This window comes from Acidovorax sp. CCYZU-2555, assembly GCF_018413525.1.
GTDB lineage: Bacteria > Pseudomonadota > Gammaproteobacteria > Burkholderiales > Burkholderiaceae_C > Comamonas.
The window spans coordinates 1-18,733 of the sequence record NZ_JAHCDD010000098.1; the positions used below are offsets into that span (position 1 = coordinate 1).

The following is an 18,733-nucleotide window of genomic DNA, read 5'->3' on the forward strand; positions in this document are numbered from 1 at the left end:
GCAAAGGCAAGCTGAACAAGCCCGCGCCCGCCAACGTGGGCTCGCAGCGCCTGCTCGACGCGGCCGCGCAGGGCGCGCGCCTGGACAAGCGCCTGTGGACCGGAATCGCCGGCCTGCTGGGCGCGCAGGGCAACTCCACCGCGCTGGTCGGCACGCCCGAACAGGTGGCCGATGCGCTGCTCGACTACCGCGACCTGGGCATCAGCACTTTCCTGATCCGCGGCTTCAATCCCGTCGAAGATGCGATCGCCTACGGCCGCGACCTGCTGCCGCTGGCGCGCGCCCAGGCGCTCGTTCGCCCCGATCTGTCGCTGCGCAGCGCGCCCCAGCCCGAAGCCCTTGCCGCCTGATTTCATGACTTTTACTTCTACCCACTGGGGCAACTACCGCCCCGTGGTGCGCGACGGCCGGCTCACGGGCATGGAGCCCGCGCCCTGGGACACCGATCCTTCGCCCATAGGTCAGTCGATTCCCGGCTCAATCGATTCGCCTACCCGCGTGCGCCGGCCCGCGGTGCGCCGCGGTTTTCTGAACCCGGCCACACGCCATCAGAGCGCGGCACAGCGCGGGCGCGAGCCCTTCGTCGAACTGCCCTGGGACGAGGCGCTGGACCTGGTCGCAGGCGAACTCCAGCGGGTGCGCGACGCGCACGGCAACGGCGCGATCTTCGGCGGCAGCTACGGCTGGTCCAGCGCCGGGCGCTTTCACCATGCGCAAAGCCAGCTGCACCGCTTTCTCAACAGCTTCGGCGGCTATGTGTACAGCAAGGACACCTACAGCCTGGGCGCGGGCCGGGTGCTGATGCCGCACATCGTCGATGCCACCGACAACCTGCTGCAGCAGCACACCTCCTGGGACGTGCTGGAGCGGCGCTGCGAACTGTTTGTCTCGTTCGGCGGCCTGCCCACACGCAATACGCAGGTCAGCCCCGGCGGCGCGAGCCAGCATGGCGTGGGCCCGGCGCTGCGGCGCATGGCCGCGGCAGGCCAGACCCGCTTCGTCAACATCAGCCCGGCGCGCGAAGACATGGCCGACGTGCCCGATGCGCAATGGCTGGCCGTGCGCCCCGGCACCGACGTGGCGCTGATGCTGGGCCTGGCCCATGTGCTGCTCGCCGAGAACCTGCACGACCGCGCCTTCCTGGCCAGCCACACCACCGGCTTCGAGCAGGTGAGCGACTACATCCTGGGCCATGCCGACGGCCAGCCCAAGACGCCGCGCTGGGCCGCCGAACGCTGCGGCATCGCGGCCGATGAAATCATCTCGCTCGCGCGGCGCATGGCCGGGCAGCGCACCCTCGTCAACATCGTCTACTCGCTGCAGCGCGCGCGCCATGGCGAACAGACTTTCTGGATGGCCGTGACGCTGGCCGCGCTGCTGGGCCAGATCGGCCTGCCCGGCGGCGGCTTCGGTCTGGGCTATGGCTGCATGAACTACATCGGCAGCGGCCGCAGCAGCTTCTCGGGCGCGCGCCTGCCCCAGGGGCACAACGCGGTCGCGGAGTTCATTCCCGTCGCGCGCATCGCCGACATGCTGCTGCAGCCCGGCGCGCCGTTCGAATACGACGGCGGCCGCCACCGCTATCCCCATGTGCGCCTGGTGTATTGGGCCGGCGGCAATGTGTTCCACCACCACCAGGACCTGAACCGCACCATCGCCGCCTGGCAGCGCCCGGAAACCATCATCACCCACGAGCAGTATTGGACGGCCCAGGCCCGGCATTCCGACATCGTGCTGCCCGCGACCACCGCGCTGGAGCGCAACGACATAGGCAGCGCCAGCAGCGAGCGCTTCATGGTGGCGATGCAGGCCGCCATCGCGCCCGTGGGCGAGGCCCGCGACGACTACGCCATCTTCGCGGCGCTGGCCAGGCGCCTGGACTTCGAGCAGACCTATACCGAAGGCCGCGACACCGACCAGTGGCTGCGCCACCTCTATGAAAGCGCGCGCCCGCGTGCCGAAGCCCAGGGCATCGCCCTGCCCGCATTCGACGATTTCTGGCAGGCCGGACACTTCGACGTGCCCGCTCCCGCCAGACCCGTGGTGCTGCTCGAGCGCTTTCGCGCCGACCCTGTAGCCCACCCGCTGCCCACGCCTTCGGGCCGCATCGAGCTGTACAGCGAAGTCATTGCCAGCTTCGGCTATGACGACTGCCCGGGCCACGCCACCTGGTTCGAACCGCAGCGCGACAACGACAGCCCCATCCACTTGCTGTCGGTGCAGCCCACCACGCGGCTGCACAGCCAGTACGACCACGGCAGCGTGAGCCGCGCCTCGAAGATCGCCGGCCGCGAGCCCATCACGCTCAACGCCGGCGACGCCGCCGCGCGCGGCATCGCCGACGGCGATGTGGTGCGGGTGTTCAACCGGCGCGGCGCATTTCTCGCCGGCGCACGGCTGACCGATGGCATTCTTTCGGGCGTAGCGCAGATCGCCACCGGTGCCTGGTACGACCCGGCCGATGCGCAAGCGCCCCACAGTCTGGACAAGCATGGCAACGCCAATGTGGTGACGCCCGACATCGGCAGCTCGCGCCTGGCCCAGGGCTGCGCCGCGCAGACCACGCGGGTGCAGATAGAACGCTGGGAGGCGGACTTGCCGGAGATCACGGCGTTTGATCCGCCGGTGTTCGCGCCGGTGTGAGCATCAGGGGCTGGGCGCGGCGATCGATGCGTTGGTCACGAAGCCGATATGTGAGCCAACGGATCGTGCTGCACGCTGGCGGCCGTGCTTAATTGATCGTTGGAATTCGGGCTGTCGCGGCATTGCAGACACTTGGCCTGATCGCTGAAGAACAGCTTCATGCCGCGCGTTTCCTGCGCAGTCAGCGCGATATGGCAGGCGACCAATTGATCATATAGCGGCTGTCAGCGGAAATCAGCGTGCGGTCGTTCGGATTTCCCCAGTTCAGCGTGATGCTGAAGGCCACATTGGCCAGCGGCCATCGATTTCTTCTTCTGGATTTTCTGCCTCATACGCGGCTCGTGGCTGGTTTTTTCATAGCGCTATTCATTTATATAATAGCGCTTTTCTCCCCTGCGCCAGTCCAAAGAAAGTCAGAGAGAACACCATGAATTTGAATTTCGGCACTGGTTGCCATCGGATCACCAGCGGCGTGCGCCGCATGTTGTTGCTGGGCACGGCCAGCGCCTTGCTCGCGCTTTCGCTGTCGGCCTGCGGCGGCAGCGATGACAACATCGATCGCGGCCCGACGACCATCAGCCTGAATGCCAAGCTCAACGGCGTGTTCTGGGACCAGAGCGAATCGCGCCTGTACCTCACGGACGACAACGCCAACAACATCCGCGCATGGGACGGCGACAAGAGCTTTGCGGCGTTTGCGGCACTCACGTCCGCACCGACCAGCGGCGCAACGCTGGGCCAGCTCACGCGCACCGGCGACGGCACCTTCTACACCACGCGTTTCGGCTTTGGCACCGACGGCGCGGTGATCGCCGTGGACAAAGCGGGCAAGGCGGTCAACCTGTCCGGCACCGACGCGTTGCGCCGGCGCATAGGCGTCACCACCACGCCCGATGGCGGCCTGATCGACGGTTGGTTCATCAAGGGTGGCAGCGGCGCGGTGAGCGAACTCACGGTGAACGGCGACAAAGCCACCGAGCGCGAAATCATCACCGGACTGGGCAAGCCCGTGGGCCTTGCCGTGGTGGGCGACCAATTGTTCGTGAGCGATCAGAACACCGGCAACATCCTGTCGTACTCGCTGAGCCAGGTGCGCAAGCAAGCCGCAACGCTGGCCCAGGGCAAGCTGCTGGCCACGTTCACCACGCTCGACGGCATCGATCTGATGACCGCCGCGGCCGATGGCAGCCTGTTCTTCGGCGGCAGCGGCGGCCGGCTGTTCCGCATCAACGCCAAGGGCGAAACCAGCGTGCTCGCCAGCGGCTGGCCGAAGATGATGGGCGTCGCCTATGACGAAGTGAACCGCCGCCTGTTCGTGGCGGTCGCGGCTGCGGATGCGAGCATCCAGGCCAGCGTGCGCATCGTTCCGGTCAACTGAGCAAGGACGGACACACCGCAAGCCACCTCAGGGCGGCTTTTTTGTTGCGCGCGCGTCTGCTCAGGGCCGCGGCATCTGCGCGCAAGCCTGCTGCTGCTGCGCGGCAGGCATATTCGTCCACTTCTGCGTGAATTCGGTCTTGTAGCTGGCATACATGCGGTCGTATTCCGCAGGCGTGACCGCCATGTCCTTGATGGCCGCGGCACGCTGCTGAACGCGGCCGGCCTCGACATTCGCGGCGCTCTTGTGGCCACAGGCCAGCGCCATTTCGTTCAGGCTCGCGGCCATGCGGATGACGCCGGGGTTCACCGCGTCAGCTGCATTGACACGCGCCACGGCGCTCGTTGTCATGATGGCAGCGAAGGCCAGCCAGATTGCTTTTTTCATCGTTGCTCCTCTTCACGGATCGGTAGTACGACAGCCCGCGATACTAACCGTTGAACAACGGCTTCCCGCGTCGCCCGCCAGGCAGACATTGCGCACCCAGTGAGCGCCCCCTTCGGTGAAACTTGACGATTTCAGAGGACTACTCGCAAGCGCCATACTGTACGCATAACCACCCATTTTTTGCGTGCGAGAGTGCCCTTGGAAGCTTCTAACTGTGTAAACCCATCTGGAACACCGTTGCCCGCCTACGAGCAGGAACGGCTTTTCTTTGTTCGCTCCACCGGACTTCTGGACACCAAGGCCAGCGAGGCCTTCGATCGCATCACCCGGCTGGCCGCGTCTCTTTTGCAAGTGCCCATGGCCGCCATCTCCATCGTCGATGAAAGCCGCCAGTGGTTCAAATCGCGCGTGGGAATCGACGACGCCGAGACGGCGCGCAGCGACTCTTTTTGCACCCACACCATAGAAGCGTCCAACGTGCTGGTGGTCGAGGATGCGCGGCTCGATCCCCGGTTCACCAACAACCGCATGGTCACGGGCGCACCCGGTATCCGGTTCTATGCCGGCGTGCCGCTTCAGCTGCCGACCGGGCACACGCTGGGCAGTCTGTGCGTGATCGATACACAACCGCGAAAATTCAACGCCCAGGAAGAACAGCTGCTGCGTGATCTCGGCGCACTGACCATGGCGCAGATCGATCTGCACCAGATGGCCGGACGGGTCAACGAAGTGACACGGCTGCCCAATCGGGCGCAACTGGCCGATGACTTGACCGGTGCCTGCAGCGCGACGCCGGGCATGGCCGCCACGTTGGTGCTGCTGGAAGTCATGAGCAATACGCAGCTGCAGTCCGCCGTGCGCGCCGTGGGCATACCGCCGCTGGAGGCGGCGCTGCGGACCATTGCCACCAATATCATGAAGTCGCTGCCTGACGGCGTCGATCTCTACCATGTGGGCGAAACGCGTTTTGCGGCCATCTACACAGCCGATGCCGGCCAGCCGGACGATATTGCCACGGCCTTGCTGGCACGCATGAGCGAGCCTTTCGTCACCCAGGGCGGCATTACCGTTCAACTGGAAGCGCATGCCGGCTTGGTCCGATTCCATTGCGTGGAGACCGAGACCGCAGACGTGCTGCGCATGGCCACGACCGCGCTGTATCAGGCCGAGGCAGAGCAACGCCCCTGGAGCGGGTACTCGCCGGAATTCGACATGCCGCACAGGCGCGCGTTTGCACTGCTGCGTGCCATACCGGTCAGCCTCGCCCAGGGCGAGTTCCGGCTGGTCTACCAGCCCAAATTGGATCTGCACACCGCCAGGATCTCGGGCGTCGAAGCCTTGGCGCGCTGGCGGCACCCGAAGTTCGGCGATGTGTCGCCGGCCGAGTTCATCGAGCTGATGGAGCGCACGACGCTGATCCACGAGTTCACCGAGTGGGTCTTGCACAAGGCCCTGGAACAGCAATCGATCTGGCGCGCCCAGGGCATGGACCTGACGATAGCGATCAACGTCTCGGCGCGCAATCTCGAGCATCCGCACTTCCTGCAGATGCTGCGCAATGCCTGCGCCTTGCACCGCGTACAGCCTAAGACCCTGCGCCTCGAATGCACCGAAAACGCGGTGATGACAGGCACACTGACCGCCGCCACGCTGGAGGCGGTGCGCGCGATGGACATCGCCATTTCCCTCGATGATTTCGGCGTGGGCTACAGCAATCTGTCCTGCCTGCACTCCATGCCCGTGGAAATCCTGAAGCTCGATCAGTCGCTCATCAAGCCCATAGCGACCGACGAAAGGGCTTTCACGCTGATCCAGTCGCTGATCCGCATGGGCCATGCGCTGGGCTATCGCATGCTTGCCGAAGGCGTGGAAACCGCGGAAGTTCTTGACCTGCTCAAGCACCATGGCTGCGATGCCGCGCAAGGCTATTACATCTCCCGGCCGCTAGAAGCGCAGGCCCTGCCGGAGTTCATGCAGGCGCCGCGCGGCCCGCATTTTCATGGAGCGCCATAGACGCTCAACTGCGGCTGATATCGAAAAGCCCGGCACCGTTCCAGGGAAGTGCTGCACCCATGCCCGCACCACTTCCCACCCGGCGCGCCACTTGCGCGGGCAGGCGCGACAGCACGCGCGGAAATGCCCTGCAATACGCCGTGTGAACGCCGGCCATCTGCGCGAGCTGGCGATGGCTGATCCAGAAACCTTCGGGCACGGCGCGCGCGACATGCAGTATCCGCTGCTGCCAATCGTCGCTGAACACGGGAGCTGCAGCGCGGCACACAGCGATCTCGTCGCCTGCCCGCAGCTCGCCGCCACGCAGCACCCGGGCCAGCATGCCGCGGTCGGCGCCAATCGTTTTCAGCGTTCCCGGGCAGCGACGTTCCAGCAGATTGCAGGGCTCGCAGACGAACGTCACCCAGAGAACGGCTTCGCTGCCGATGCGCACGAGATCACCGGAACCCAGTTGCCCAGTGGAGAAGTCGACCCGCAGATTCTCTCGCAGCGACGCGGCCGGCATGCCTAAACACCGATAAGCCGGGCTTCCCGCGAGCAACACTTGCCTGGGTGACAGCGGCGACGCATGCCGGTCTCCCACGAGGCCGAAACCGGCGATCGCCTGGACGGTGGTCACGGGTCGCGGTGCGGACTCCTTGCCCACCCGAACGTGGATGGATTCCAGCATACCCAGCGGCTGCCAGGCATTCTGGCTACCGAAAGCGCCCGCAGGAATGGTGGTCACAGCAGATAGGTCGTTGGCGCGCATTGTGGGAAGGCTACGGCAAAGCCTGAATGCGCGACTATGGGGTCAGGCCCCAGGTCGGCTGCGCACCGCCATGCAGCTCCAGGCTCCGCACCTTGGCGAACGGCCTCTGTTTTCCAGGCCGGCACGTACGACGCGCCGTCCTGCATGGATTTCAATGCCAGAGATTTTGCAAATTTGGCGCTTCCCTGTTCAAATTGGCCGCACGTAAGATTTCAATTATTTTGCAACAAACAGTGTTTTTCACACAACAGCATCTCCGCCGTTGCTGGATTGCAAATGCTTGAAATGCGACGCTGCGCACCGGTGATAGGACCGGTGTTTTGTCACCCAACCCTGCAGCGCCATGGCGCCCCCTCATCATCATGACCACCATCGAGATCGTCCCATCCATGCTGCAGGATGTCAGCCACGCACCGGCGCTGGTGAACAACGGCGCAGCCGGCACCATCACCTTCGATACCGGTAGCTCCGTTACGCTGCTCAATGCCACCGGGCTGGCTGAAGGTGCCGTGGTCAACGCGCACAACATTCTCGGCACGGGCCTGGACGCTTATGCGCAAAGCTCCTACGGCGGCAGCGTGTCCATCGTCAACGTCGCCGGCACCCATCTGGTCGGCGTGCCGCTCAGCGACGACCGCCTCAGTGTCTCTGGTTCGCTGCTATCGCCGGTCGCCTATGTCGATCTGCGTGCCAACAGCGGCGTGTTCGACCTGATCAGCCTCAACCTGGGCAGCAGCTCCTTGATAGGCAACCTGCAGGGCACCACCATATTCACCGTCTATGCGCTCAACGCCAACTTCGAGCCTACAGGCGTCGGCAGGTCGGTCATCGGTCTGATGATCAATGAGTATGCCCACCTCGACTTTTCGGCGATGTCCGACTTCAAGGGTATTTACGGCATGCGCATCGTCAACCCGCTCGGCTTTGAAATAGGCATTGATGATCTGCAGGTGGCCAATGGTCGCGTGGCGCCACTGCCAGGCCCGCTCATCACCAGCAGCCTGGACAAGCTCAAGATCGGCGACACCGCGCTGATCACCTTGACCTTCAGCGAAGCCCCGCTGGACTTCGGGGCCGAGGATGTCACTGTGACCGGCGGCACCCTCAGCGGCTTCGCCGCAAGCAGCGACCGGCTGGTCTATACCGCGCTGTTCGCGCCCACCGCCGGCGTCGACGCGGGCGTGGCCTCGATCAGCGTGGCCGCGGGTGCGTACATCGACGCTGCCGGCAACAGCGGCAGCGCGGGCCTGTCGCCCTCGATCGAGTTCGACACGCTCGCGCCGCTCGCGGCCGCCATCGGTGTGCCAGTGTTCTCTAGAGATATAGGCGCCAGCAGCACTGACCTGATCACCTCGGTGGCGGCGCAGATCGTCAGCGGCACCCTGTCGCAGGCGCCGGCGACGGGAGAAACGGTGCAGGTGTCGTTCGACGATGGAGACAACTGGCAGCAGGCCAGTGTTTCCGGCTCCAGGTGGACGCTGGAGCACACGCTGAGTGGCAGTGGCGTGCTGCGCGTGCGCGTGATCGATGCCGCGGGCAATCACAGCCCGGAAACGCTCCATTCCTATGCCTTCGACCAGAGCCCACCCACGGTCACGATCACCAGCAACGTGGAAGTGGCCAATGGTGTGACACCGGCCGTCATCACCTTCACGTTCTCCGAAGCGCCCGTGGGTTTCAGCAGGGACATTGTTCACGTCGGCGGTGGTGTGCTCGGGGAACTCCTGGCCACGTCCGATCCAAAGGTATTCACCGCCACGCTCACCCCCACGCCCGGAGTGGCGAACGGCAATGCAGTCATCATCGTCACTGGCGGCTATACCGATCTGGCGGGCAACAATGGCAGCGCCAACAGCATTCCACTGCTGCTGATCGACACGGTGGCGCCAACCGCCACCGCTGTTGGGGTGCTCTTCAGCGACGACAGTGGCACAGACGGCGACTTGATCACCTACATTCCCAGCCAGACGATCTCGGGCATGCTCAGCGCTGCGCCGCTCGCAGGCGAAGTGGTGCAGGTGTCGCTGAGAGGCGACAACCACTGGGTCGCGGCAGACGTCAGCGGCGCCTCCTGGTCGCTCGCGGGCCAGACCCTGTCAGGCAGCCACACGCTGGTGGTGCGGGTGATCGATGCCGCCGGCAATTTCAGCACGCCCTACAGCGCCGCCTATACGATAGACACCCAGGCGCCCACGGTGACCATCAGCAGCAATGCCGGCGGCACGCTGGGCCCGGGCCAAAGCGCCACCCTCACCCTTACGCTCAGCGAGGCGGGCGAACTGACGGCGGACAACATCGTCGTCACCGGCGGCACGCTCAGCAATTTCAGCGGCGACGGCAGCACCTATACCGCCACGCTGACGCCGGCCGCCAACAGCAGCGCGCCGCTGACCGTCAATGTGTCGGGCGGGCTGTTCACCGATACCGCAGGCAATGTCAACCTGGCGGCCACGCCGCTGGTGCTGAATGTGAACACCATAGCGCCGGCGCCGGAACCGCAGCCAGAACCGGTGCCTCAGCCCGCGCCCACGACAGTCGATGGCGTGACGGTCATCACCACGACCGGAGCCGGAGGGACCACAATCACCACCATTCCCGTGGTGACCTCCAGCCGCTCCGATGCACCGGGCTCGGCTTCGCAGCTGGCCGACATTCCGCTGTTCACTTCATCGAACGGCCATATCCTCTTGCTGGCTGGCGTGCCCACTGGGGTCGGGTTGCAGGCCGAGGGACTGCCGCGCAGCACGACGGGACAGACGGCGCTGACAGAGCTGATCGGGCGCATACAGCAGGTGGCCGGCGGTGACGTCGGGCTGATGCAGGCGGCGCTGGATTTCAACGCTGGCCTGCCGTCCGATGAGGCGCTGACCGTGCATATCCTCAAGCCCACGGTCGGTGCGGGCTTCAATGCCGAGATCCCGTTGGTGATCACGGGCAGCAGCCTGCCGGCCGATGGCAGGCAGGCCATCATTTTGGATGCGCGCTCCCTGCCCAGCGGCAGCTCCATCCAGGTCGACAACGTCGACTTCATTACCGTGGTCGGCAATGTGCGCCTGATCGGCGGTGCGGGCCAGAACCAGGCTGCAGGCGATGGCGCGGTACAGTACATCGTGCTTGGAGCCGATGACGACATCATCCACGGCGGTGGCGGCAACGACACCGTGGGCAGCAAAGGTGGAAACGACCAGATCCACGGCGATGCGGGCGACGACATCGTGTTCGGCGGCGCGGGCCAGGACATTCTTTCGGGCGGCAGCGGCAGCGACCACCTCAACGGCGGCACGGGCTTCGATGTGGCGATTCAGCAAGGCCAGCGCACCGACTACACGGTCACGCTGGACGGTGCCGACATCAAACTGACGCATATTGCCAGCGGCGTTTCCGACTGGCTGGTCGATGTGGAACAGGTGCGCTTCGATACGGGCCCCAGCCTCACGGTGGCCCACAGCGCGGCCGAAGAAGCTGCGGCTTTCCTGTTCCAGCAATGGATGGGGCGCGATCTGACGCAGGCCGAAGGCGCCGTGATCCAGACGCTGGACGGCCTGAGCGCCCTGCAGGTCGCGCAGCTGTTTGCCCAGGTCTATCCGCAACAAGCGGCGGGCAAGACTGCGCAGCTGCTGCTGGAAGGCATGGCCGACGCGGGCGCCGTGCGTGTGGACGCGCAGCGCGACGCCACATTCGTCGGCGATGCGGGCGACAACACCATCACGCCGACGCCGGGCCTGGCCTGGTCGATCGATGGCGGCGCGGGCATAGACACTCTGGTGTTCCCGGCCACCCTGGCACAAACGCATATCGAGGCCAGCGCGACCGGCTTCACCTTGCAGCGCATGACCGATGGCGCGATGCTCGAGCTGAACAACGTCGAGCGCTTGACGCTCAGCGACACCCAACTGGCGCTGGACCTCGACGGCCATGCGGGCCAGGCCGCAAAGTTGCTCGGCGCGCTGGGCGGCGTTGCGCTGCTGGCCAACAAGCCGCTGGTCGGCGAAGTGATTCGCGCGCTGGACGCAGGCGTGAGCGCGCAAAGCCTGGCGCAGCTGGGTCTGCAGGCACTGGGCGCACAGACGCCGGGTCAGGTGACGCAGCTGCTGTGGACCAACGTAGTGGGCAGCGCTGCGACACCGGCGCAACTGCAGCCGTTCGTGGCCCTGATGGCCCATGGCATGACGGGCGGCGAACTCGCGGTGCTGGCCAGCAATCTCGATCTGAATGCGGTGCGCATCGACTTGGTGGGCCTGGCGGCCACAGGGATAGAGTTCGCCTGAGTGGTGGGCGCGGTGGTCGGGGCTTGCGCCGTGCCACCGCAGCGCCACGCCGACGACGGCTGCCTGCGCGCCCGTCGCCGCATCGCGCTCCCCATTACCGAATCAGGCAAGCAGGCAATTTCAGGCGTTGGCGGACTGCGGCTCTACGTGAAGTTTCAGACCCAGCGCACCAAGCACCTTCATGACCGTGGCAAAGCTGGGGTTGCCGTTCACACCCAAGGCCTTGTACAGCCCTTCCCGGCTCATGCCCGTGTCGCGCGCCAACTGCATCATGCCGCGCGCGCGCGCCACATCGCCCAGCGCCTTGGCGAACAGCACCGCATCCCCTGGCGCATCTTCCAGACAAGCCTGCAGGTACAGCGCGCAGTGTTCATCGGACTGCAGATAGTCAGCGGCGTCCAAAGGCTTGATGCCCAGTTTTTCAACGGCATTGGGATTCATCGCTCACTCCTTCAGTTCGCCAACCATGTTCCGGGCCCGGACGATGTCAAGGTCCTGAGTCGACTTGTCACCGCCGCCCAAAGCTACGACAACGGTGGATCCATCCTGCCAGCAATAGACCCGATACCCCGGTCCTGAATGGATCCGCAGCTCAGTCACGTCACCGCCCACCGGCCTGCAGTCACCCCAGTGGCCCAGCGACAGGCGTGCCAACCTGACCAACACTCGCTTTTGCCCATGCCGGTCCCGAAGGCCAGCAAGCCAAGCATCGAATTCCTCGGTTCGCAGGATTTCGTACATGGAGGCAATGTAACCCATGGTTTACAGAACTGCAAACCCTTGTGACCGACGAACGTATGAGCCTTTCCCGGTGGTCAGTGCTCGCATTCCAGGCAAGACCTCGCATTAAGCGGCTGAGTCTGAGATAAGTTCGCAGGCCATTTCGGAAAAGGAAAAAGCCCCAAGCGATTGCTCACTTGGGGCTTTAAGTCCTGGCGGAAACGGAGGGATTCGAACCCTCGATGAGGCTCTACACCCCATACTCCCTTAGCAGGGGAGCACCTTCGGCCACTCGGTCACGTTTCCAATAAAGCTATTCTAACCCGAGTTTTTTACCGCTTCGGGGAAAAATGCAAATTTACTCCGATTTGTCCAAACCGAAGGCGGTGTGCAGCGCGCGCACGGCCAGTTCGAGGTACTTTTCGTCGATCACGACCGAAGTCTTGATTTCCGAAGTCGAGATCATCTGGATGTTGATGCCCTCTTCGCTCAGCGTGCGGAACATGGTGCTGGCCACGCCTGCGTGGCTGCGCATGCCGATGCCGACGATGCTGACCTTGCAGATGCTCGGGTCGCCCACGGCTTCCTTGGCGCCCAGTTCGGGGACGACCTTGTTTTGCAGCAGGTCCATCGCGCGCTGGTAGTCACCTTGGCTCACGGTGAAGCTGAAGTCGGCCAGGCCGTCCTTGCTGATGTTTTGCAGGATCACATCGACTTCGATGTTGGCTTCGGCCACGGGGCCCAGGATGCGGTAGGCGATGCCTGGGGTGTCGGGCACGCCGAGCACGGAGATCTTGGCTTCACCGCGGTTGAAAGCGATGCCGGATACGACAGCCTTTTCCATTTTTTCGTCTTCCTCAAAAGTAATCAGCGTGCCCGATTGGGCTTCTTCGGCGAGATCGATGTCCCAGGGCGTGAAGCTCGACAGCACGCGCATCGGCACCTTGTACTTGCCTGCGAACTCGACCGAACGGATTTGCAGCACCTTGCTGCCCAGGCTGGCCATTTCGAGCATCTCTTCGAAGCTCACGGTGGACAGGCGGCGGGCGGCCGGAACCACGCGCGGGTCGGTGGTGTAAACACCATCGACGTCGGTGTAGATCAGGCATTCGCTGGCCTTGAGCGCAGCGGCCATGGCCACGGCCGAGGTGTCGGAGCCGCCGCGGCCCAGTGTCGTGATGTTGCCGGCGGGGTCTATGCCCTGGAAGCCGGTGACGATCACCACACGACCGGCGTCGAGATCGGCGCGCACGCGCTTATCGTCGATCGATTCGATCCGGGCCTTGGTGAAGCTGCTGTCGGTGCGCACCGGCACTTGCCAGCCTGCATAGCTGACCGAAGGCAGGCCTTCGGCTTGCAGCGCAATCGCCAGCAGCGCCGACGATGCCTGCTCGCCTGTGGCGGCCAGCATGTCGAGCTCACGGTAGTAGGAATTTTGCGGCTGCGCAGGTGCGAGCTCGCTGGCCAGGCCGAGCAGACGATTGGTTTCGCCACTCATGGCGCTGGGCACCACGACCAACTGGTGGCCGGCCCGGGCCCACTTGGCCACGCGCTTGGCAACATTGCGGATGCGCTCCGGGGAGCCCATCGACGTGCCGCCGTATTTATGAACGATCAGTGCCATTGGATATCAAGGTGACGAAACTTCGGACATGGCGCGAGGAATAAGGGCGTTTTGGCGCGCCAGCGGTTTTCGTACAAAAGTAGACCAAAACTCAGGGATTGTACCAACCGAGCAACGCCCCTGTTCTCACCACAAACCCGCGCCCCAATTTGAGGTGGATTTGGTGGCCGCGCGTGGTGCATGCGGCGACCTGGCGCAACAGCGCTTCGAGCTGGGCCGCGGCCGGTGTGGTGGCATGCGCAACGCGCAGCCAATGGCGCAGAACATTGCCCTGGCGCGCTGTGCTCAAGGCCTGCAAGGCGGCAATGCGCGGCGGGTTTCCGACCACCGCCAGATCGCTTTCGGCGACTTCCTGCAGCAGCTCTGCGGCCTGGGCGCAATGCCGGCTGCTGCGTGCGAACGTGTCGCGAAATTGCGGGAATGCGGCCTGCAGCTGCGGCAGCAACTGCGCGCGGATGCGGTTGCGCGTGAAGCGCTGGTCGGCATTGCTCGGGTCTTCGATCCAGTCCTGCTGCTGCGCCGCGAGCCACTCGCGCAATGCCGCGCCTTCCACTTGCAGCAGCGGGCGCAGCCAGGTCAGGCCCAGCCGCTGCCATTGCGCGGGCATGGCCGCGAGGCCCGCGACGCCCGCGCCGCGCGACAGCGCCAGCAGCAGGGTCTCGACCTGGTCGTCGGCATGCTGGGCCAGCGCGATCGCGGCCATGGGACGGCCAGGCCAGGCATGCAAGGCGGCATCGGCCAGCGCCGCATAGCGGCTTTGGCGCGCCGCGTCTTCGGGGCTCTGGCCCAGCGCATGGCGCGCGTCGACGCGGCACACCGTGAGCGGCACCTGCAGCTGCGTGCACAGCGCTTCGCACTGCGCGACAAAGCCGTCGGCCGCACTCTGCAGCCCGTGGTGCACATGGATCGCATGCACCTGACCAGGCCAGCGCTGCGCGCAGGCGCGCAGCAGCGCGGTGGAATCGGCGCCGCCGCTGAACGCCACGGCCAGCGGCAGCGGCGGCGCGAAGGCGGCGATGGCGGCATCGAACGACTGGGTCATGCTTTCCTTTTCCTGTTGAGGCCCGGCAATGGCAAACGGCTCCCGCGGGAGCCGTTGGTGCATTTACCGGTGCGGAACAACCGCGCTGGTGCTCAGCGGTTCTCGGCCTTGGTGTCCGAGTAGCGGCCGTAGCTTTGCAGACGGTCGTAGCGGCGGTCCTGCAGCTCCTTGGGGCTCAGGTCGGCCAGCTGGCGGTAGGCATCGCCCAGCGCGCGCTTGAGGAAGGTCGCCATTTGCTTGGGATCGCGGTGCGCGCCACCGACGGGCTCGCTGACGATCTTGTCGACCAGGCCCAGCGCCTTGAGGCGCAGCGCGGTGATGCCCATGGCCGAAGCCGCTTCTTCGGCCTTGTCGCCGGTCTTCCACAGAATCGATGCGCAGCCTTCAGGGCTGATCACCGAGTAGACCGAATATTGCAGCATCAGCACCTGATCGGCGACGCTGATCGCCAGCGCGCCGCCCGAGCCGCCTTCACCGATGACGGTGGAGATGATCGGGGTCTGCAGCTGCGCCATTTCGTAGATGTTGCGGCCGATGGCTTCGGACTGGCTGCGCTCTTCGGCGTCTATGCCCGGGTAGGCACCCGGAGTGTCGACGAACGTGAACACCGGCAGCTTGAACTTCTCGGCGGTCTTCATCAGGCGCAAGGCCTTGCGATAGCCTTCGGGGCGCGTCATGCCGAAGTTGCGCAGCGTGCGCTCCTTGGTGTCGCGGCCCTTCTGATGACCGATGACCATGCACGCATGGCCGTTGAAGCGCGCCAGGCCGCCGACGATCGACTGATCGTCCGCAAAGTGGCGGTCGCCGTGCATCTCGACGAAATCGGTGAAGATTTCGCGCACATAGTCGAGCGTGTAGGGACGCTCGATGTGGCGCGCGATCTTGGTGATCTGCCAGGGGCTCAGATCGCTGTAGATGTCGCGCGTGAGCTGCAGGCTCTTCTTGCTCAGCTGATCGATCTCTTCCGAGATGTCGACAGCACTTTCGGTCTGCACGTAGCGCAGTTCTTCGATTTTGGATTCGAGCTCTGCAATGGGATGCTCAAAATCCAGGAAATTCTTTTTCGCCAATGTTTTTCTCCTTGTCCCGGCCTTGGGCTGAGGGCCTCGGGTGTATCAATAGGCCACAGGCAGCGGGTCGAGCGAGCGCCAAATATACCAAGTCGCAACGCTGCACCACGGCTTCCAGGCCTCCGCCACCTCGCGCGCATCGCTGCGGCTGACGGGATCACCCGAGAAATAGTTCTTGCTGATCCCGCTGATCAACCCCGCGTCGTCGAGGGGCAATACATTGGGACGCATGAGGTAAAAAATCAGAAACATCTCGGCGGTCCAGCGGCCCACGCCGCGGATGGCCATCAGCTCGGCAATGATGGCTTCGTCGCCCATCATCGCCCAGTCGTTGGTGTGCAGCCGGCCTTCGGTGAAGTGCACGGCCAGATCGACCAGATAGTCGACCTTGCGCGCCGACAATCCGGCCGCGCGCATGTCGTCGACCTTGAGGCGCAGCAGATGCTCGGGCGTCATGCTCGCGGGCAACACCGCCAGCCGGCTCCACAGCGTCTGTGCGGCCTTGACCGAAATCTGCTGACCGACGATCGAACGCGCGAGCGTCACGAAAGCGTCGCCGCGCGTTTGCAGCGCCTGGCCCGCGTATTGCGGAATCAGGCGCTTCATCACCCGGTCTTTTTTGACCAGATGCTTGCAGGCTTCTGCCCAGTAGGCAGGCGCAGACAACGGCGTGATCACCACGTTCGCTATCTCTTTAGGAGCATTCACCGCTGGTACCGCCTACATTAAACACATTGAAATGAAAATCCATGGTGTGCCGCCCTTATGGCGCGGCCTCCCAGGTGGTGCCGGCCGCGGAGTCCTTGAGCACGATGCCCTGGGCCAGCAAAGCCTGACGGATACGATCCGCTTCGGCCCAATCTTTTGCGGCCTTGGCCGCGGCACGCGCTGCAATTTGCGCCTGCACGGCTTCGGCGTCCACGCCGCCGGCGACGCCGGCCTGCAGAAACGCTTCGGGGCTGTCCTGCAGCAGGCCCAGGCATGCGCCCAGGGCTTTGAGCAGACCCGCGGTCTGCTCGCTGTGGCTGCGGTTGACTTCGGCGGCCAGCTCGAACAGCACGGCCACGGCTTCGGGCGTGCCGAAATCGTCGTCCATCGCGGCCTTGAAGCGCGCGGCCTGCGGCTGCGCCCAGTCGATCGCGACATCGGCCGCGGGCACCAGGCTCAGCGCCGTGTACAGGCGCTTGAGCGCCGAACGCGCGTCATTGAGATGCACGTCGCTGTAGTTCAGCGGGCTGCGGTAATGGCTGCGCACCACGAAGAAGCGCACCGTCTCGGCGTCGAACTCCTTGAGCACATCGCGGATGGTAAAGAAATTGCCCAATGACTTGGACATTTTCTCGTTATCGACGTTGATGAAGCCGTTGTGCATCCAGGTGCGCGCCAAGGTCTTGCCGGTCGCGCCTTCGCTCTGGGCAATCTCGTTTTCGTGGTGCGGAAACTGCAGGTCGGCACCGCCGCCATGGATGTCGAAGCTCTCGCCCAGCATCTCGCAGCCCATGGCCGAGCATTCGATGTGCCAGCCCGGGCGGCCCTGGCCCCAGGGGCTGTCCCATTTGACTTCCTCGGGCTCGGTGGGCTTGGCGCTCTTCCAGAGCACGAAGTCGAGCGGGTCGCTCTTGCCGTCATCGACGGCGACGCGCTCGCCGGCCTGCAGCTCGTCGAGCGACTTGCCCGACAGCTTGCCGTAGCCCGGAAACTTGCGCACCGCGAAGTTCACATCGCCGTTTCCCGCCTGGTAGGCCAGACCGTTTTGCTGCAGCCGGCCGATCATGCTCTGCATCTGCGGCACATAGTCGGTGGCACGCGGCTCGAAGCTGGGGCGCTCTATGCCCAGCGCGTCCGCGTCCTGGTGCAGCGCCGCGATCATGCGGTCGGTCAGCTGGCGAATGGTTTCGCCGTTCTCGACCGCCCGACGGATGATCTTGTCGTCGATATCGGTGATGTTGCGCACATAGGTCACGCGCAGGCCGCTGGCCCGCAGCCAGCGCTGCACCACGTCGAAAGCAACCATCGAGCGCGCATGGCCCAGATGGCAGAGGTCGTAGACGGTCATGCCGCACACATACATGCGGACATGGCCAGGCTCTATCGGCGAAAACGCTTCCAATGCACGCGACAGCGTGTTGTAGATACGCAAACTCATGGAATATCTGTTACGAGGGAGAGAGGGGAACGGCCTGCCGAAGATGACAGGCCCTGGGTCCCATGTAGCAAGAAGTGTGCGCCTGGCACAGGGGCACCCGGAAAGGGGGCACCAGGGTCCATGCGGGCTGACACCCCTCAGCTACAATTGATCGAAGTATAAGCCCGCGCCGCAGGCCCGTCCCTGCCCGCACTGAAAGCACCTACATGCCTGCACGCAACGCCCTCCCCCGCACCCTGCGCCTGTTGACCCTGGCCGCCGTGCTCTGCGCGGGCGCCGCCCATGCCGATGACTACGCCGACGTGAACCAATTGCTGCGCGCGGGCAATGCCGCGGGCGCCATCGCCCGCGCCGACGCTTACCTCGCCAGCAATGCGCGCGACCCGCAGATGCGCTTTCTCAAAGGCGTGGCCCAGACCGACCTCGGCAAGAAGGCCGACGCCATTGCGACGTTCACGCTGCTGATCGAGGAGTACCCCGAGCTGGCCGAGCCCTACAACAACCTCGCCGTGATCTATGCCGCCGATGGCGATCTCGACAAGGCCAAGGGCGCGCTCGAAATGGCCGTGCGCAACAACCCGACCTATGCGGTGGCGCACGAAAACCTGGGCGACATCTACGCCCGACTGGCTTACCAGGCCTATCTGCGCTCGCAAGATCTCGATCCGCGCGCCGCAACCAATCTGCGCCC

At 64.7% G+C, this 18,733-nt stretch carries 16 protein-coding genes and 1 tRNA gene; 6 read left to right on the top strand and 11 right to left on the bottom strand.

Annotated features, from left to right (window positions below; translation table 11 throughout):
- Together KHY18_RS24145 and KHY18_RS24150 are read left to right on the top strand one after the other, a co-directional pair.
- Nucleotides 1–350 (top strand): LLM class flavin-dependent oxidoreductase (locus tag KHY18_RS24145; RefSeq protein WP_213306086.1); only part of this gene is annotated, 350 nt, incomplete at its 5' end.
- 4 nt (nt 351–354) lie between these two features.
- On the top strand, nt 355–2,643 hold the full coding sequence (locus tag KHY18_RS24150) for a molybdopterin guanine dinucleotide-containing S/N-oxide reductase (protein WP_213306088.1): 2,289 nt from the start codon (nt 355–357) through the stop codon (nt 2,641–2,643).
- A gap of 35 nt (nt 2,644–2,678) precedes the next feature.
- Here the strand turns inward: KHY18_RS24150 and KHY18_RS27310 are convergent, their stop codons facing one another.
- Nucleotides 2,679–2,804: a hypothetical protein gene (locus tag KHY18_RS27310; RefSeq protein ID WP_283771367.1), complete on the bottom strand. Its 126-nt coding sequence runs from the start codon at nt 2,802–2,804 to the stop codon at nt 2,679–2,681.
- A gap of 266 nt (nt 2,805–3,070) precedes the next feature.
- Here KHY18_RS27310 and KHY18_RS24155 point away from each other — a divergent pair, with 266 nt between their 5' ends.
- The gene (locus KHY18_RS24155; RefSeq protein WP_213306090.1) at nt 3,071–4,021 is read left to right on the top strand and encodes an SMP-30/gluconolactonase/LRE family protein; all 951 of its coding nucleotides are present in this window, start codon (nt 3,071–3,073) and stop codon (nt 4,019–4,021) included.
- A 60-nt stretch (nt 4,022–4,081) separates the two neighbouring features.
- On the opposite strand, the gene KHY18_RS24160 is transcribed toward KHY18_RS24155, so the two are convergent.
- Complete coding sequence (locus KHY18_RS24160; RefSeq protein ID WP_213306092.1) at nt 4,082–4,408, bottom strand: hypothetical protein; 327 nt, start codon at nt 4,406–4,408, stop codon at nt 4,082–4,084.
- A 237-nt stretch (nt 4,409–4,645) separates the two neighbouring features.
- On the opposite strand from KHY18_RS24160, the gene KHY18_RS24165 reads away from it, so the two are divergent.
- Nucleotides 4,646–6,421, top strand: coding sequence for a putative bifunctional diguanylate cyclase/phosphodiesterase (locus KHY18_RS24165; RefSeq protein ID WP_213306094.1), 1,776 nt, complete (start codon nt 4,646–4,648; stop codon nt 6,419–6,421).
- A gap of 4 nt (nt 6,422–6,425) precedes the next feature.
- Here the strand turns inward: KHY18_RS24165 and KHY18_RS24170 are convergent, their stop codons facing one another.
- Nucleotides 6,426–7,148: an MOSC domain-containing protein gene (locus KHY18_RS24170; protein WP_213306096.1), complete on the bottom strand. Its 723-nt coding sequence runs from the start codon at nt 7,146–7,148 to the stop codon at nt 6,426–6,428.
- Nucleotides 7,149–7,534: 386 nt separating this feature from the next.
- On the opposite strand from KHY18_RS24170, the gene KHY18_RS24175 reads away from it, so the two are divergent.
- Nucleotides 7,535–11,440: an Ig-like domain-containing protein gene (locus KHY18_RS24175; RefSeq protein WP_213306098.1), complete on the top strand. Its 3,906-nt coding sequence runs from the start codon at nt 7,535–7,537 to the stop codon at nt 11,438–11,440.
- A gap of 120 nt (nt 11,441–11,560) precedes the next feature.
- On the opposite strand, the gene KHY18_RS24180 is transcribed toward KHY18_RS24175, so the two are convergent.
- From KHY18_RS24180 to cysS, 8 genes are all read right to left on the bottom strand, one after another.
- Complete coding sequence (locus tag KHY18_RS24180; protein WP_213306101.1) at nt 11,561–11,881, bottom strand: addiction module antidote protein; 321 nt, start codon at nt 11,879–11,881, stop codon at nt 11,561–11,563.
- 3 nt (nt 11,882–11,884) lie between these two features.
- The gene (locus KHY18_RS24185) at nt 11,885–12,181 is read right to left on the bottom strand and encodes a type II toxin-antitoxin system RelE/ParE family toxin (protein WP_213306104.1); all 297 of its coding nucleotides are present in this window, start codon (nt 12,179–12,181) and stop codon (nt 11,885–11,887) included.
- A 192-nt stretch (nt 12,182–12,373) separates the two neighbouring features.
- Nucleotides 12,374–12,466: transfer RNA gene (locus KHY18_RS24190), tRNA-Ser, on the bottom strand.
- 52 nt (nt 12,467–12,518) lie between these two features.
- The gene (locus tag KHY18_RS24195) at nt 12,519–13,784 is read right to left on the bottom strand and encodes an aspartate kinase (RefSeq protein ID WP_213306106.1); all 1,266 of its coding nucleotides are present in this window, start codon (nt 13,782–13,784) and stop codon (nt 12,519–12,521) included.
- Between the two features lie 91 nt (nt 13,785–13,875).
- Entirely contained in the window at nt 13,876–14,826 is a 951-nt protein-coding gene (gene tilS, locus KHY18_RS24200) for a tRNA lysidine(34) synthetase TilS (RefSeq protein WP_213306108.1), read from the bottom strand.
- 92 nt (nt 14,827–14,918) lie between these two features.
- Nucleotides 14,919–15,896 (bottom strand): acetyl-CoA carboxylase carboxyltransferase subunit alpha, encoded by a 978-nt coding sequence (locus KHY18_RS24205; RefSeq protein WP_213306110.1) that lies wholly within the window; start codon nt 15,894–15,896, stop codon nt 14,919–14,921.
- A 45-nt stretch (nt 15,897–15,941) separates the two neighbouring features.
- On the bottom strand, nt 15,942–16,604 hold the full coding sequence (locus tag KHY18_RS24210; protein WP_213306112.1) for a DNA-3-methyladenine glycosylase family protein: 663 nt from the start codon (nt 16,602–16,604) through the stop codon (nt 15,942–15,944).
- Between the two features lie 55 nt (nt 16,605–16,659).
- Nucleotides 16,660–18,042 (bottom strand): cysteine--tRNA ligase, encoded by a 1,383-nt coding sequence (gene cysS, locus KHY18_RS24215; protein WP_213306114.1) that lies wholly within the window; start codon nt 18,040–18,042, stop codon nt 16,660–16,662.
- A gap of 206 nt (nt 18,043–18,248) precedes the next feature.
- Between cysS and KHY18_RS24220 the strand changes: the two genes are divergently transcribed.
- A partial coding sequence (locus tag KHY18_RS24220; RefSeq protein ID WP_213306115.1) for a tetratricopeptide repeat protein occupies nt 18,249–18,733 on the top strand: 485 nt, incomplete at its 3' end.